The sequence below is a fragment of the Streptomyces sp. A1277 genome (genome assembly GCF_004795015.1).
Classification (GTDB): Bacteria; Actinomycetota; Actinomycetes; order Streptomycetales; family Streptomycetaceae; genus Streptomyces.
Window position 1 is genome coordinate 1 of the sequence record NZ_SSBI01000066.1, and the last position, 15834, is coordinate 15834.

General features: G+C 70.7%; 16 protein-coding genes. 12 read left to right on the forward strand and 4 right to left on the reverse strand.

The features are described 5' to 3' along the window. The 9 genes from E6R18_RS31370 to E6R18_RS31410 all read left to right on the forward strand — a co-directional run. The coding region (locus E6R18_RS31370) for a pantoate--beta-alanine ligase (RefSeq protein ID WP_136320267.1) at positions 1-269 on the forward strand (269 nt) is incomplete at its 5' end. Then, the gene (locus E6R18_RS31375) at positions 266-1999 is read left to right on the forward strand and encodes an L-aspartate oxidase (RefSeq protein WP_136320268.1); all 1734 of its coding nucleotides are present in this window, start codon (positions 266-268) and stop codon (positions 1997-1999) included. The genes E6R18_RS31370 and E6R18_RS31375, both read left to right, overlap by 4 nt. A 2-nt stretch (positions 2000-2001) precedes the next feature. Next, positions 2002-3033, forward strand: coding sequence for a carboxylating nicotinate-nucleotide diphosphorylase (gene nadC / locus E6R18_RS31380; RefSeq protein WP_136320269.1), 1032 nt, complete (start codon positions 2002-2004; stop codon positions 3031-3033). Then, a complete protein-coding gene (locus tag E6R18_RS31385) occupies positions 3033-3830 on the forward strand; it encodes a type III pantothenate kinase (protein WP_018551228.1) in 798 nt (265 codons plus the stop codon). Before nadC ends, E6R18_RS31385 begins: the two co-directional genes overlap by 1 nt. Positions 3831-3966: 136 nt before the next feature. Next, entirely contained in the window at positions 3967-4539 is a 573-nt protein-coding gene (locus E6R18_RS31390) for a hypothetical protein (RefSeq protein ID WP_136320297.1), read from the forward strand. Positions 4540-4581: 42 nt separating this feature from the next. Further along, positions 4582-4761, forward strand: coding sequence for a hypothetical protein (locus E6R18_RS31395; RefSeq protein WP_136320270.1), 180 nt, complete (start codon positions 4582-4584; stop codon positions 4759-4761). 122 nt (positions 4762-4883) lie between these two features. Then, positions 4884-5321 (forward strand): BlaI/MecI/CopY family transcriptional regulator, encoded by a 438-nt coding sequence (locus tag E6R18_RS31400; RefSeq protein ID WP_136320271.1) that lies wholly within the window; start codon positions 4884-4886, stop codon positions 5319-5321. Positions 5322-5330: 9 nt separating this feature from the next. Next, positions 5331-5888 (forward strand): amino-acid N-acetyltransferase, encoded by a 558-nt coding sequence (locus E6R18_RS31405; RefSeq protein WP_136320272.1) that lies wholly within the window; start codon positions 5331-5333, stop codon positions 5886-5888. 144 nt (positions 5889-6032) lie between these two features. Then, the gene (locus E6R18_RS31410) at positions 6033-6368 is read left to right on the forward strand and encodes an Lsr2 family protein (RefSeq protein ID WP_136320273.1); all 336 of its coding nucleotides are present in this window, start codon (positions 6033-6035) and stop codon (positions 6366-6368) included. Here the strand turns inward: E6R18_RS31410 and E6R18_RS31415 are convergent. Beyond that, the gene (locus E6R18_RS31415; protein WP_136320274.1) at positions 6347-6967 is read right to left on the reverse strand and encodes an SCO3374 family protein; all 621 of its coding nucleotides are present in this window, start codon (positions 6965-6967) and stop codon (positions 6347-6349) included. The two genes, E6R18_RS31410 and E6R18_RS31415, sit on opposite strands and share 22 nt — an antisense overlap. A gap of 439 nt (positions 6968-7406) precedes the next feature. Here E6R18_RS31415 and E6R18_RS31425 point away from each other — a divergent pair, with 439 nt between their 5' ends. Beyond that, positions 7407-9935: an ATP-dependent Clp protease ATP-binding subunit gene (locus E6R18_RS31425; RefSeq protein ID WP_136320275.1), complete on the forward strand. Its 2529-nt coding sequence runs from the start codon at positions 7407-7409 to the stop codon at positions 9933-9935. Positions 9936-10653: 718 nt separating this feature from the next. Further along, complete coding sequence (locus tag E6R18_RS31430; protein WP_168712486.1) at positions 10654-11391, forward strand: M23 family metallopeptidase; 738 nt, start codon at positions 10654-10656, stop codon at positions 11389-11391. Between the two features lie 23 nt (positions 11392-11414). Here E6R18_RS31430 and E6R18_RS31435 read toward each other — a convergent pair whose 3' ends face one another. After that, entirely contained in the window at positions 11415-11999 is a 585-nt protein-coding gene (locus E6R18_RS31435; protein WP_136320276.1) for a TetR/AcrR family transcriptional regulator, read from the reverse strand. 126 nt (positions 12000-12125) lie between these two features. On the opposite strand from E6R18_RS31435, the gene E6R18_RS31440 reads away from it, so the two are divergent. Then, on the forward strand, positions 12126-13703 hold the full coding sequence (locus E6R18_RS31440; protein WP_136320277.1) for an MDR family MFS transporter: 1578 nt from the start codon (positions 12126-12128) through the stop codon (positions 13701-13703). Between the two features lie 63 nt (positions 13704-13766). Here E6R18_RS31440 and cseC read toward each other — a convergent pair whose 3' ends face one another. Further along, the gene (gene cseC, locus E6R18_RS31445) at positions 13767-15128 is read right to left on the reverse strand and encodes a two-component system sensor histidine kinase CseC (protein WP_136320278.1); all 1362 of its coding nucleotides are present in this window, start codon (positions 15126-15128) and stop codon (positions 13767-13769) included. Continuing rightward, positions 15125-15829 carry a two-component system response regulator CseB gene (gene cseB, locus E6R18_RS31450; protein WP_136320279.1) on the reverse strand — a complete coding sequence of 235 codons (705 nt, stop codon included), beginning with the start codon at positions 15827-15829 and terminating at the stop codon, positions 15125-15127. Before cseB ends, cseC begins: the two co-directional genes overlap by 4 nt. Positions 15830-15834 lie beyond the last annotated feature (5 nt).

Genomic DNA, 15834 nt, shown 5'->3' on the forward strand with positions numbered 1-15834 from the left:
GCCTCGCGGCCGACGCCCAGGCGGTGGCCCGGGCCCGCCCGGACGCCGGACCCGCCGCCGTGCGCGCCGCGGCCCGCACGGTCCTGGAGGAGGCGGGGGCCGCGAGCCCGCCGCTCGACCTGGACTACGTGGCGCTCGTGGACCCGGCCGACTTCACCGAGATCCCCGACGACCGCACGGCGGGCGAAGCGATCCTCGCCGTCGCCGCCCGGGTCGGCGCGACCCGGCTCATCGACAACATCCCCCTGACCCTCGGAGCCACCCCGTGACCGGAATACGGCTGACCGCCCCCGCACCCGGCTGGGCCATCGACGCCGATGTCGTGGTCGTCGGCTCCGGTGTCGCCGGTCTCACCACCGCCCTGCGCTGCGCGGCGGCGGGCCTCGCCACCGTCGTCGTGACCAAGGCCCGCCTGGACGACGGCTCGACCCGCTGGGCCCAGGGCGGCATCGCCGCGGCGCTCGGCGAGGGCGACACCCCCGAACAGCACCTGGACGACACCCTGGTCGCCGGCGCCGGCCTCTGCGACGAGGCGGCCGTACGGGCCCTGGTCACCGAGGGCCCGGACGCGGTGCGCCGGCTCATCGGGACCGGCGCCCACTTCGACACCGCCGAGGACGGCTCCATCGCGCTGACCCGCGAAGGCGGCCACCACCGCCGCCGCATCGCCCACGCGGGCGGCGACGCGACCGGCGCGGAGATCTCCCGCGCCCTGGTCGAGGCGGTCCGAGAGGCCGCCCTGCACACCGTCGAGAACGCCCTCGTGCTCGACCTGCTCACCGATGCCGAAGGCCGTACCGCGGGCGTCACCCTGCACGTCATGGGCGAGGGCCAGCACGACGGCGTCGGCGCGGTCAACGCCCCGGCCGTGGTCCTGGCCACCGGCGGCATGGGCCAGGTCTTCTCCGCCACCACCAACCCCTCGGTCTCCACCGGCGACGGCGTGGCGCTGGCGCTGCGGGCCGGGGCGGAGGTCTCGGACCTGGAGTTCGTCCAGTTCCACCCCACCGTCCTCTTCCTCGGCGCCGGCTCCGAGGGCCAGCAGCCCCTGGTCTCGGAGGCGGTACGGGGCGAGGGCGCCCATCTCGTGGACGCGCACGGGACGCGCTTCATGCTCGGGCAGCACGAACTGGCGGAGCTGGCCCCGCGCGACATCGTCGCCAAGGGCATCACCCGCCAGATGCAGCTGCACGGCACCGAGCACATGTATCTCGACGCCCGCCACTTCGGGGCCGAGATGTGGGAGCAGCGCTTCCCGACCATCCTGGCCGCCTGCCGGGCCCACGGCATCGACCCGGTCACCGAGCCGATCCCGGTGGCACCGGCCGCGCACTACGCCTCCGGCGGCGTCCGCACCGACCTGCGGGGCCGCACGACCGTGCCGGGCCTTTACGCCTGCGGCGAGGTCGCCTGCACCGGGGTGCACGGGGCGAACCGGCTCGCGTCCAACTCGCTGCTCGAAGGACTCGTCTTCGCCGAGCGCATCGCGGCCGACATCGTCGCCGAGCGCCCCCGCGCGGGCGAGGCCGTCGACAAGGCGCCCGTGGCCTCCCCGCTCCTGGCCCCCGAGACCCGGGCCACGATCCAGCGCATCATGACGCGCGGCGCCGGAGTGCTGCGCTCCGCGACCAGCCTCACCACGGCCGCCGACGAGCTGGAGGACCTGCACCGCAGCGCCTACCTGCAGGCCGGGGGAGCCGAGCCGAAGACCGCCGAACCCGGGGTCGAGGCGTGGGAGGCCACCAACCTGCTCCTGGTCTCCCGGGTCCTGGTCGCCGCCGCCCGGCAGCGCGAGGAGACCCGCGGCTGCCACTGGCGCGAGGACCGGCCCGAGCGCGACGACGAGCACTGGCGCCGCCACATCGTCGTCCGGCTCACCCCCGACCGCAGCCTCGTCCTCCGTCGGACGGATACCGAGGCGTTCGGGCCCGTGGACGCTTCCGGGGCAGCAGACTGCGCAGCGACGAGCACCACCCACCCCACTCCCGAGGAGCCGTAACCGTGAGCACGCCCGAAGAGAATCCGCGCCCCACTCCCGTGGACGTACCGCTGATCCGGGTCGGCGCGCCCGCACCTGTCGCGGACGGCTGCGGGGACGCCTGCGGCTGCGGCGGCGACGAGGACTACGAGGAGTGCGGGCTCGACCCCGCGCTCGCCGAACTGCTGGCCGAAGCGGGCCTGGACCCCATCCAGGTCGAGGACATCGCCCACCTGGCCATCGCGGAGGACCTGGACGGCGGGGTGGACGTCACGACCGTGGCCACCGTCGCCGAGGACGCCATGGCCACCGGTGACTTCACCGCCCGCGAGGCGGGTGTGGTGGCCGGTCTGCGCGTGGCGGAGGCGGTCCTGTCGATCGTCTGCACCTCCGAGTTCGAGGTCGAGCGCCACGTCGAGGACGGCGACCGCGTCGCCCCCGGCCAGAAGCTGCTGACCGTCACCACCCGCACCCGCGACCTCCTCACCGGCGAGCGCAGCGCCCTCAACCTGCTCTGCCGCCTCTCCGGCATCGCCACCGCGACCCGCGCCTGGGCCGATGTGCTGGAGGGCACGAAGGCCGAGGTCCGCGACACACGCAAGACGACGCCGGGCCTGCGCGCCCTGGAGAAGTACGCGGTGCGCTGCGGCGGCGGCGTCAACCACCGGTTCTCGCTCTCCGACGCCGCGCTGGTCAAGGACAACCACGTCGTCGCGGCCGGCGGGGTGGCCGAGGCGTTCAAGCGGGTGAGGGACGCGTTCCCGGACGTGCCGATCGAGGTCGAGGTCGACACGATGGCGCAGGTCACCGAGGTGCTGGACGCGGGCGCCGACCTGATCCTGCTGGACAACTTCACCCCGGCCGAGACCGCCGAGGCGGTCGCCCTGGTCGGCGGGCGCGCGGTCCTGGAGTCCTCCGGACGGCTCTCCCTCGACTCGGCCCGCGCCTACGCGGAGGCCGGCGTGGACTACCTGGCCGTCGGCGCGCTGACCCACTCCTCGCCGATCCTGGACATCGGCCTGGACTTCCGCGACACCGACGGGGCCGGCGCCTGATGCTGCTCACCATCGACGTCGGGAACACCCACACCGTCCTCGGCCTGTTCGACGGCGAGGAGATCGTCGAGCACTGGCGGATCTCCACCGACGCCCGCCGCACCGCCGACGAGCTCGCGGTGCTGCTCCAGGGCCTGATGGGCATGCACCCGCTGCTCGGCATGGAGCTGGGCGACGGCATCGAGGGCATCGCGATCTGCTCCACCGTCCCGGCCGTCCTGCACGAGCTGCGCGAGGTGACCCGCCGCTACTACGGCGACGTCCCGGCCGTGCTGGTCGAGCCGGGCATCAAGACCGGGGTGCCGATCCTCATGGACAACCCGAAGGAGGTCGGCGCGGACCGCATCATCAACGCGGTCGCCGCCGTCGACCTGTACGGGGGCCCGGCGATCGTCGTGGACTTCGGTACGGCCACCACGTTCGACGCGGTCTCCGCCCGGGGCGAGTACACCGGCGGCGTCATCGCGCCCGGCATAGAGATCTCGGTCGAGGCGCTCGGCGTCAAGGGCGCCCAGCTGCGCAAGATCGAGCTGGCCAGGCCGCGCAGCGTCATCGGCAAGAACACCGTAGAGGCCATGCAGGCGGGCATCATCTACGGCTTCGCCGGCCAGGTCGACGGGGTCGTGGCCCGGATGAAGAAGGAGCTGGCGGCCGACCCGGACGACGTCACCGTCATCGCGACGGGCGGCCTTGCTCCGATGGTGCTGAACGAGTCCTCCGCCATCGACGAGCACGAGCCCTGGCTCACCCTCATCGGGCTGCGCCTGGTGTACGAGCGCAACGTGTCGCGTCTGTAGGAATCCGGCCCCGACCGGCGGTTCCCCGCGCGGCGGCTCCCGGAGCCGCCGCGCCACCGACGACCAGTTAAGAGGATTTTGTCCCCTTAGCACGTATTGTCGCGTTATGCCCACGCCCTACGGATCACGCGGCGGTATGGCGTTCAGCGCGGACGAGCTGCGAGTGCTCCGACGCGCCCTCGCCTTCGCCCTGCACCCCGCGCCCCTGCCCGACGAGGATGTCCAGGACTGCCTGCGGCTGGCGGGCAGCGTGGACGAGGTGGTCGGCGAGGCGGGACGGCTGCGCGCCTTCCTCCTCGCCGACCTCGCCCGCTACCGCGACGCCCTCCCCGGCTCCCTCAGCGGCTACCTGGAACTCCTCCAGGACGCCCTGGCCGCCGGCTACGACCCCCGCCCCGAGGACCTGGCCGCCCTGCGCGCCCTGCGCGGCGGCCCTCTCGCCGCAGCCCTCCTGGAGCGCTGCCAGGTGATCGCGGAGCGCTCGGTGCGCGCCCGGCTCGCCGGACGGGCCGTGCCCGCGACCGCACCCGCGCCCCGCAGCCGGCTGCTCGCGCTGCCCGGCGGGCGCGCCGCGGAGCCGGACAAGCCCAAGACCCCGCCGGCCCCGGCCCGCCCGGTTCCGCCCTCCGAGCGTCCGGCGCCGAAGCCCTCGGAGGTCTTCCCGCCCCGCCGGCCCGCCCCCCGGCCCGCGCAGCGCGCCGCCGGGTAGGGCCTCTCCGGCGGTCCGGGGCGGGCTCGCTACTCTGGACCCATGGACTACGTATCCGCGCTCGTGCCCCCCGTGGTGATGGCCGTCTTCTTCATCGGCCTGGTCGTGACGATCGTCAAGAGCCAGGGCGGCCCCAACAAGGCCAAGGAGGACGCGGCCGTGGACGCGGCGCTCAGCCGCGCCGAGTCCGCCCAGCAGACTCCGCGGGCCGAAGGGGCCTGACCCCTCCGCGGCCCCGCGCGGCGCGCGCTCGTACGAAAGGGCGTACGGCTCCCGAGGAGCTGTACGCCCTTTTGCTGTGTAAATAACTACGCATTCCAGACATCTCGCACTAAGGTGACGCTGTGCCCCGTCAATTGGGAGAGCTGGAAGACGCCGTGATGACACGGGTCTGGGAATGGAACCGTCCGGTCACTGTGCGGGAAGTCCTGGAGGACCTTCAGCAGGAGCGGTCCATCGCCTACACCACCGTCATGACGGTAATGGACAATCTCCATCAGAAGGGCTGGGTCCGCCGCGAAGTGGAGGGCCGCGCTTATCGATATACGGCCGTCTCCACCCGCGCCGCATACGCGGCCGCCCTGATGAACGAAGCCTGGTCGCGCAGCGACAACCCCGCGGCCGCGCTCGTCGCGTTCTTCGGGATGATGTCGGCCGAGCAGCGCGAGGCTCTGCGGGACGCGATGCGGATCGTTCAGCCCGTACTTCCCGAGGACGCCCCGGCGCCGGCGGCCGAAGCCGGGGAAGCGGTCGATGACGCGGAGCCGGAGACCGGACGATAGCGTCTGGGTATGTCCTCAGAGCTTCCGCAAACCGATTTCCGGACCGTACCGTCTGCTATAAACGTGGCCATCACCGTCCGGCGCGCACGCACGAGCGATGTGCCGGCGGTCCGGCGTCTCCTCGACGGCTACGTGCGCGAAGGCATCCTCCTCGACAAAGCCACGGTGACGCTTTACGAGGACATCCAGGAGTTCTGGATCGCCGAACGCGACGAGGACGCCCGGGTCATCGGCTGCGGCGCACTGCACGTGATGTGGGAAGACCTCGCCGAAGTCCGCACTCTCGCCGTCGATCACAGTCTCAAGGGCGCCGGAGTGGGGCATCAAGTCCTGGACAAGTTGTTGCAGACCGCCCGCTGGCTCGGGGTCCGCCGGGTTTTCTGTCTCACCTTCGAAGTCGACTTCTTCGCGAAGCACGGCTTCGTGGAGATCGGAGAGACGCCGGTCGACGGAGATGTCTACAGTGAGCTGCTGCGTTCCTATGACGAGGGAGTCGCGGAGTTCCTGGGTCTCGAACGAGTGAAGCCGAACACCTTGGGCAACAGCCGGATGCTTCTGCACCTGTGACCGCGGGAAGAAGGCGAGCCCTATGTCCGAATCGCGCATGTTTCCCGTCCACTTGTGCTGCTGAACCTCTCCCGAGGGTTTGTGTTTTCCGGGGAAAAGCGGTTTCCTTTCCGCGTACTCCATTTTTCGATGAAAGGAAATCCGGTGGCACAGAAGGTTCAGGTCCTTCTTGTTGACGACCTCGACGGTGGCGAGGCGGACGAGACGGTGACGTTCGCGCTGGACGGCAAGACGTACGAGATCGACCTCACCACCAGCAACGCGGACAAGCTGCGTTCCCTTCTCGAGCCCTACGCCAAGAACGGCCGTCGCACCGGTGGCCGCGCGGCGTCGGGTCGCGGCAAGGGCCGTGCGGTCTCCGGCGGCAACAAGGACACCGCCGAGATCCGCAAGTGGGCCCGCGAGAACGGCCACAGCGTGAATGACCGCGGCCGCGTCCCCGCGGAGATCCGCGAAGCCTACGAGAAGGCCAACGGCTGAGCGGCCGGCTCATCGGGGAACAGGCCCGCACGGGCCCGCGTCAACCGAACCCGGTGGCATTCCGTCGCCACGGCGTCCACGAGCCGGACGAGATCGGGAGTATCCCCACCCCTGCTCCCGAAGCCGGAGAAAGCCGGGAGAACCGGCGCTTCGTCCAGTTCGAGCGATGACCTGGGGGGCCGCAGCCAGGAGGCGGTCCCCGGCGGCACCGGCCGGCCCGGCGGCGGCGGTGCGGTGATCCGCCCGCCCGCTCCCAGCGCGGTCAGCGACAGCGCGACCCCGCCCCACTCCAGCCAGTCGAGCAGCCCGGGCAGCTCCTCCGCACTCCCCGGCGCCACCAGCAGGCTCATCCGCAGCCCCATGAGCGCCACCGGACCCGTCCGGCCCACCCGCCGCAGTGCCGCGTGACCGGCGACGGCGGGGACCACGAGCGCGTCGAACCGCAGCCCGGTCAGCAGCCGCACCGGCGAACCGCCCGTCGTGGCCCAGCCGAGCTCCTGCTCGTACCACCGGGCCCACCCGTCCCACGGCTCCCCCCGGGCACCGCCCTTGCCCTCGGCGGACGGCGGGACGCGGGGCGGCGGGACGGTGAGGGCCATGCCGGAAGAACTCCCGATACGCCTTTGGGGTTACGCAGGGTTGACGCGCGAACGCATAGGGTGTCCGAGTTGGGGGCGTACGGGCGCATTCAGGAGTACGAAGATGTTCGCCCGTAGCGGAGGGAACCCGCGTACGCCGCATGGACTGTCTGTAATTGCGGGTAAGACATCCCTAGTGGGAGGGGCGACACGCACGTCATGGACGTCTCACGTTCGCCATCGGCGTACTGGCGACTGGGCTATCTGTCTGGCCTGCGGGAACATCGTCTCGCACCATCGGGTTGGAGCAGTTGTCGGCGTTCGGGGCGGGGATCCCCCAGGAAGCAAGGCCGGGTGTCGGCAGTTGAAATGAGCGGTCCCCGCTTGCGGGACTAAGCTGCGGAAGGACAGGGAGGGGACCGACCCCTTACTGCCTGACCGCTCTGAGGAGCGATTAACGATGTTCGAGAGGTTCACCGACCGCGCGCGGCGGGTTGTCGTCCTGGCTCAGGAAGAAGCCCGGATGCTCAACCACAACTACATCGGCACCGAGCACATCCTCCTGGGCCTGATCCACGAGGGTGAGGGTGTCGCCGCTAAGGCCCTGGAGAGCCTCGGGATTTCGCTCGAGGCGGTCCGCCAGCAGGTGGAGGAGATCATCGGCCAGGGCCAGCAGGCCCCGTCCGGCCACATCCCCTTCACGCCCCGAGCCAAGAAGGTCCTGGAGCTGTCGCTCCGCGAGGCCCTCCAGCTCGGCCACAACTACATCGGCACGGAGCACATCCTGCTCGGCCTCATCCGCGAGGGCGAGGGCGTCGCCGCCCAGGTCCTCGTGAAGCTGGGAGCCGACCTGAACCGGGTGCGCCAGCAGGTCATCCAGCTGCTGTCCGGCTACTCGGGCGGCAAGGAGGCGGCCACCGCGGGCGGCCCCGCGGAGGGCACGCCCTCCACGTCGCTGGTGCTCGACCAGTTCGGCCGCAACCTCACGCAGGCCGCTCGCGAATCCAAGCTCGACCCGGTCATCGGGCGCGAGAAGGAGATCGAGCGGGTCATGCAGGTGCTGTCCCGCCGTACGAAGAACAACCCGGTCCTCATCGGCGAGCCCGGCGTCGGCAAGACGGCGGTCGTCGAGGGCCTGGCGCAGGCCATCGTCAAGGGCGAGGTGCCCGAGACCCTCAAGGACAAGCACCTCTACACCCTGGACCTCGGCGCGCTGGTCGCCGGCTCCCGCTACCGCGGTGACTTCGAGGAGCGCCTGAAGAAGGTCCTCAAGGAGATCCGCACCCGCGGCGACATCATCCTGTTCATCGACGAGCTCCACACCCTGGTGGGTGCGGGCGCCGCCGAGGGCGCGATCGACGCCGCGAGCATCCTCAAGCCCATGCTGGCGCGAGGCGAGCTGCAGACCATCGGTGCCACCACGCTCGACGAGTACCGCAAGCACCTGGAGAAGGACGCCGCTCTCGAGCGCCGCTTCCAGCCCATCCAGGTCGCGGAGCCGTCGCTGCCGCACACCATCGAGATCCTCAAGGGCCTGCGCGACCGCTACGAGGCCCACCACCGCGTGTCCATCACGGACGAGGCGCTGGTCCAGGCCGCGACGCTGGCCGACCGCTACATCTCGGACCGCTTCCTGCCGGACAAGGCGATCGACCTGATCGACGAGGCCGGTTCCCGGATGCGCATCCGCCGGATGACCGCGCCGCCGGACCTCCGCGAGTTCGACGAGAAGATCGCGGGCGTGCGCCGCGACAAGGAGTCGGCGATCGACTCCCAGGACTTCGAGAAGGCGGCCTCTCTCCGCGACAAGGAGAAGCAGCTGCTGGCGGCGAAGACCAAGCGCGAGAAGGAGTGGAAGGCCGGCGACATGGACGTCGTGGCCGAGGTGGACGGCGAGCTCATCGCCGAGGTCCTCGCCACCGCCACCGGCATCCCGGTCTTCAAGCTGACGGAGGAGGAGTCCTCCCGTCTGCTGCGCATGGAGGACGAGCTCCACAAGCGCGTCATCGGCCAGAAGGACGCCATCAAGGCCCTCTCGCAGGCGATCCGCCGTACGCGGGCCGGTCTGAAGGACCCGAAGCGCCCCGGCGGCTCGTTCATCTTCGCCGGCCCGTCCGGTGTCGGTAAGACCGAGCTGTCCAAGACGCTCGCCGAGTTCCTCTTCGGCGACGAGGACGCGCTGATCTCCCTCGACATGTCGGAGTTCAGCGAGAAGCACACGGTCTCGCGCCTCTTCGGTTCGCCCCCCGGCTACGTGGGCTACGAGGAGGGCGGGCAGCTCACCGAGAAGGTGCGCCGCAAGCCGTTCTCCGTCGTCCTGTTCGACGAGGTCGAGAAGGCCCACCCCGACATCTTCAACTCCCTGCTCCAGATCCTGGAGGACGGTCGCCTGACCGACTCCCAGGGCCGGGTCGTGGACTTCAAGAACACGGTCATCATCATGACGACCAACCTCGGGACCCGGGACATCTCCAAGGGCTTCAACCTGGGCTTCGCCGCCCAGGGCGACGTGAAGACGAACTACGAGCGGATGAAGGTCAAGGTCAACGAAGAGCTCAAGCAGCACTTCCGGCCCGAGTTCCTCAACCGTGTCGACGACACGGTCGTCTTCCACCAGCTCAGCCAGGAAGACATCATCGAGATCGTCGACCTGATGGTCGCGAAGGTGGACGAGCGGCTGAAGGACCGTGACATGGGCATCGAGCTCAGCACGGACGCCAAGAAGCTGCTCGCGAAGAAGGGCTACGACCCCGTGATGGGCGCCCGGCCGCTGCGCCGGACGATCCAGCGCGAGATCGAGGACATCCTCTCCGAGAAGATCCTCTTCGGCGAGCTGCGCCCCGGCCACATCGTGGTCGTCGGCAGCGAGGGCGAGGGTGAGGAGCAGAAGTTCACCTTCCGCGGCGAGGAGAAGTCGGCTCTGCCCGACGTCCCCCCGATCGAGCAGGCGGCAGGCGGCGCCGGCCCGAACATGACGAAGGAAGCGTGACAGGCGCTCTCTGCCCCTCCCGGCAGTAGCGCCCGAGCGTCGACAAGGGGCGGCCCCGGACCGGTTTCGACCGGCCGGGGCCGCTCCTTTTTCGCGCTGCGGACACGGTGCCGGCGGCGTCACAGGAACGTTCCGGACGCGTTCGCTACGCGCGTTAACCGAAAACCGCTCGTTAGTCCGGCCCCGCTTCGGGCGCCCTGCCCGGGGCGGGTTTTTCGGGCGAGCAGCTCGTGGCGCTGCACGGCAAGAAGGCGACGGCGCTGCACGGCAAGAAGGCGACGGCGCTGCCCGTGGGGTAGCGGCCGGCACCGGGCCGAAGGTCCCGAAACGGACGGCCTTCGGTCCCACCGCCGGTGACAAGGCGCACAGGGCTTTTGGGGCCTACTAGCCGCCTTAGGAGCAATGGGGCCCCCTCCGCCGGGGGTCTTCGGACCCTGCGGCGGGCGGACCCTCGGCACGGGGGGAGCCGGCTGCCCGGACCATGGGGCTATGTCCGGTCGGGGCGGTTTGGAACTGGACTTGAACCTGTTCCGGTGAGGGACTTCCGGAGGCGTCCGGAGGGGCGCCCCGCAGGGGGCCGCGCAGTGAATTCCCGGGGCTCTTACTACGGCTTTTATTCGTAGATGGGGTGTTTGAGCACCGGCGGGGGTGCGGGTTACCAAGGTATGGCCAGCCCGGCGCACCGCCGGGTCCAGTCATCTCCGGAGGTTTTCCGCTTATGTCGAAGCGCGTTACGTTCCAGTCCCGCCGCCCGTCCGTGTCCCGCGTTCGTGGCGCCGTGGTGGCAGCCGGCCTGGGTACGTCGATGGTTCTCGGTGCGGGCGCTGCGTTCGCGGCCGGCACTGCGGACGCCCCCCGGGCCACGAGCCTGGTGACCACCGCCACCGCCGACTCGGTCGCCCAGCAGGCGACCGCGCAGGGCAAGGCGGCGGCCAAGCACACGGCCGAGAAGAAGGCCGAGGCCGCGAAGAAGAAGGCCGCGGCGAAGAAGAAGGCGGCCGCCGAGAAGAAGGCCGCCGCCAAGCGGGCCGCGAAGCTCCCCTGGGAGACCCCGGTCAGCCACTACCAGCTCAGCGCGAGCTTCGGTAACGACGGCAGCCGCTGGGCGCACAAGCACTCCGGCCAGGACTTCGCCGTGCCGATCGGCACCAAGGTCGAGGCCGCGCACACCGGCACCATCGTGAAGGCCGGCCCCAACGGCGGCGGCGACGGTCCCGCGTACGGCAACGCCATCGTGATCTCGCACGGCAACGGCACGTACTCGCAGTACGCGCACCTGTCGCAGATCGATGTGCACATCGGCCAGCACGTGAAGAAGGGCCAGAAGATCGCCCTGTCCGGCAACACCGGCAACTCCAGCGGCCCGCACCTGCACTTCGAGATCCGGACCACCCCGAACTACGGTTCGGCGGTCAACCCGGTCAACTTCCTGCACAAGGTCGGCATCACGGTCTGATCCGGCCGTGACACCGCCCCCGGCTACCGGGGAGCGGCCGGGTCGTGGGCCCGGGTGACCAGTTCGACGGCGACTTCGAGAGCGGCCTCGCGCTTCTCCTCGGGGTCGCCGTTGACGTCTTTCAGCGCGATCATGCCGGCGTGCATGGTGAAGAGCGCGCTGAAGCACCGCACCTGGTCGGTGAGCGCCGCGTCGGGGTCCTTGATGAGGTCCACCAGGCCGAGCACCCGGTGCTTGATCGTGTCGCCGATGCTCAGGTCGCGTACCGTCGCCTGGTTCTCCTGCATGAAGCGGAAGAGCGGGGCGGAGCGGGCCAGTGCCTCGCTGTAGCGGCGGAGGATCTCCTTCTTCGTCTCCAGGGTGCGCGGCTGCGTCTCGCCCCAGGTGATCAGGTCCTCGACCGGCTTGTTGAGGTCCTCGAAGATGCTGACGAGGATGTCTTCCTTCGTCTTGAAGTGGTAGTACAGCGCCGCCTTGGTGACGTCCAGCTTCTCGGCGATCTCCCGCAGCGAGGTCTTCTCGTAACCCTGCTCGGCGAAGAGTCCCAGAGCGACGTCCTGGATGCGCTGACGGGTGTTCCCCCGACGCGGCTGCGGCGTGCTGCCCATGGTGCTCTCCCAATGAAACTTACTTGACGCCCGGCTAGTTACGGGGTTACTTTCCCTCAGTGTAGTCAACTAGCCGGGCGGCAAGTAAGAGGCCCGGTGAACAGGGGATCTGGGGAGTTGGGGAAGATGGCGGACCTGATGAAGACGGCGGACGGGAAGGCGGAAGGCCCACCGGCCGCGAAGGCGGAGAAACCGGCACCGCCGCAGCGCAGCGTCCGGGTGGTGGTCCTCGCCCTGATGATCGCCATGCTGCTGGCGATGCTCGACAACCTGATCGTCGGCACCGCGATGCCGACCATCGTCGGCGACCTCGGCGGCCTCGAACACCTCTCCTGGGTCGTCACCGCATACACCCTCGCCACCGCCGCCTCCACCCCCATCTGGGGCAAGCTCGGCGACATGTACGGGCGCAAGGGCATCTTCCTCACGTCCATCGTGATCTTCCTGATCGGCTCGGTCCTCAGCGGCATGGCCCAGGACATGGGCCAGCTCATCGGCTTCCGGGCCGTCCAGGGCCTCGGCGCCGGCGGCCTGATGGTCGGCGTCATGGCGATCATCGGCGACCTCGTGCCGCCCCGCGAGCGCGGCAAGTACCAGGGCATGATGGCCGGCGTCATGGCCATCGCCATGATCGGCGGACCGCTGGTCGGCGGCACCATCACCGACCACCTCGGCTGGCGCTGGAGCTTCTACATCAACCTGCCGCTGGGCGCGGTCGCGCTGATCATGATCACCACTGTGCTGCACCTGCCCAAGCGGGAGCGCACGAAGCGGAACGTCGACTACCTCGGCGCCGCGCTGCTGACCATCGGCATCACCGCGATCGTGCTGGTCACCACCTGGGGCGGTTCCGAGTACGACTGGAACTCCGCGGTCATCATGGAGCTCATCGCGATCGGCGTGGCCGCGCTGGCCGGCTTCCTCTTCGTCGAGACGAAGGCCGCCGAGCCGATCATCCCGCTCCACATATTCCGCAACCTCAACTTCACGCTGATGTCCGTGGTCGGCTTCATGGCGGGCTTCGTGATGTTCGGCGCGGTGCTCTTCCTGCCGCTGTTCCAGCAGTCCGTCCAGGGCGCCTCCGCGACCAACTCCGGACTCCTGCTCCTGCCGATGCTGCTGGCGATGATGGTCGTCTCGCTCGTCGCGGGCCGGATCACCACCAGCACCGGCAAGTACAAGATCTTCCCCATCGTGGGCTCGATCCTGATGGTCACCGGCCTCTTCCTGCTCGCCCAGATGGACACCGGCACCACCCGCTTCACCTCCGGCCTCTACATGGCCGTCCTCGGCGCCGGCATGGGCTTCCTCATGCAGATCACGATGCTCGTCGCGCAGAACAGTGTCGAGCTGAAGGACATGGGCGTCGCCTCCTCCTCCACCACCCTCTTCCGTACGCTCGGCAGCTCCTTCGGCGTCGCCATCATGGGCGCGCTGTTCACCGGCCGGGTGCAGGACGAGATGGCGTCGCGCGGCGGCGGCGGGGCCACCGCCCGCTCCGCCCAGCTGGACGCGGCGAGCCTGGCCAAGCTGCCGGTGCCGGTGCGCGAGGCGTACGAGTACGCGGTCTCCTCCGGCACGCACCTCGCCTTCCTGGTGGGCGCGTCGGTCGGGCTCGTCGCGGTGGTGGCCTCCCTGTTCGTCAAGGAGGTCCCGCTGCGAGGCACCGGACCGGAGTCCGCCCCGGCCGTCGCGGAGATCTGACCGGCCGCGCACACGGACGTACGCGAGGGCGCCGGGGCACACACGCCGGGGCCCTCGCCCGTGTCATCCGCCCTGGACCTTCTTGCCGGCGCCCGGCTCCGGGGTGCGCTGCTCGGCGAACTGGAGCATCGGGTAGCTGCCGGTGTCGGTCGGGGCGTGCTCGGGCAGCCACAGCACCGCGACCGCCCCGCCGCTGCCCTGGGCCGCGCCCTCGGGGGCGGCGTTGCGGAAGGTCAGCCGGGCCCCGAGCACCCGGGCCTGCCCGGCCGCGATCGTCAGCCCCAGCCCGTGCCCGTGCCCGGCCCGGTCGGACGATCCGGTACGGAACCGGCTCGGCCCCTCCCGCAGCAGCGCCGCCGGGAACCCGGGCCCGTGGTCGCGGACCCGGACCACCCGGCCCTCGACCGTGACCTCGACCGGGGTCGAGCCGTGCTTGGCCGCGTTGCCCAGCAGGTTGCCCAGGATGCGTTCGAGGCGGCGCGGATCGGTGCTGACCCACGAATCGTGGACCACCTGGACCCGCACCTGCGGGTCCAGCAGCGCCACCCGGCGGCCGACGAACTCGCCGAGCGCGATCTCCTGGAGCTCGGCCCGCTCCGACGCGCTGTCCAGCCGGGCCACCTCCAGCACGTCCTCGACCAGCGTGCGCATCGCCTGCGCCCGGTCGCGCACCAGCTCGGTGGGGCGGCCCGGCGGCAGCAGCTCGGCGGCCGTCAGCAGCCCGGTCACCGGGGTGCGCAGCTCGTGCGCGATGTCCGCGGTGACCCGGCGCTCGGCCTCGATCCGCTCGTTCAGCGCGTCGGTCAGCGCGTCCACCGCACCGGCCAGCTCATCGGTCTCGTCCCGCACGACACCGCCGACCGCCTCCCTGACCCGGACGTCCGTGTTGCCCTGGGCGACCTTCCCGGCCGCGGCCGCCGCCTTGCGCAGCCGGCGCGAGAGCTGGCCGCCGATCAGCACGCCCAGCGCGGAGCCGCCGAGGACCACCGATACCGAACCGATGATCAGGGCCCGGTCCAGATCACTCAAGATCGTCGTCGAGCGGTCCGCGAACCGGGTGTGCAGCGACAGCACGTTGCCGTTGCCCACCGGCACGGCCGCCCAGACGTCGGGCACCCCGCCGGCGTCCTCGACGTGTGTGGCCCGCCGGTTGCGCCGGGTCTCCTGGCGCAGGCTCTTCGGCATCGTCGGATCGTTGAGCTTCGCCCCGAACCGGGGATCGGCCTTCTTCGTCTTCTTCGCCTCGTACAGCAGCTGGGCGTAGGTCAGCCGCTCCAGCTGGACCTCGCGGGCGTTCTCCAGCATCGAGACCCGGGCCGCGTTGTGCACGACCAGGCTCAGCGCGACCGCGATCAGCGCGCCGACCGCCGCGATCGCGATGCTGATCTTCCAGCGGACCCCTGTCCGCAGGGCGGGGCGCCTCATGCCCGGAGCTTGTAGCCGAAGCCGCGGACCGTCTCGATCCGGTCCTGCCCGATCTTCGTCCGCAGCCGCTGCACATGGACGTCCACGACCCGGGTGTCGCCGCCCCAGCCGTAGTCCCAGACCCGCTCCAGCAGCTTGTCGCGGGAGAGCACCGTGCCGGGCGCCGATGAGAACTCCAGGAGGAGCCGCATCTCGGTCGGGGTCAGCGCCACCTGCTCGCCGCCCTTGCGGACCTCCATCCCCTCGGTGTCGACCTCCAGGTCCCCGAAGACCAGCACCCCGCCCTCGGCCGCCGGTTCCGCCTCCCCGCCGCCGGACCGGCCGCCCGAGGCATGGCCGAAGCGGCGCAGCACCGCCCTGATCCGGGCGACCAGGACCGCGCCGTCGAACGGCTTGGTGACGTAGTCGTCGGCCCCGGCCTCCAGGCCGAGCACCACGTCGATCGAGTCGGCCCGCGCCGACAGCATGATCACGGGCACCGTCGACTCATCCCGGATGCGGCGGCAGAGGCTGACCCCGTCCAGGCCGGGCACCATCACGTCGAGCAGGGCGATGTCGGGGCGGTCCGCCCGGAAGGACGCGAGGCCGGTCAGCCCGTCGGGCACCGCGGTGACCGCGAAGCCGTCCCGTTCCAGCGCCAGCTGGGTGGCCTCGCGGATGACGTCGTCGTCCTCGACGAACAGCACATGGGTCTCGGCCATCGGAA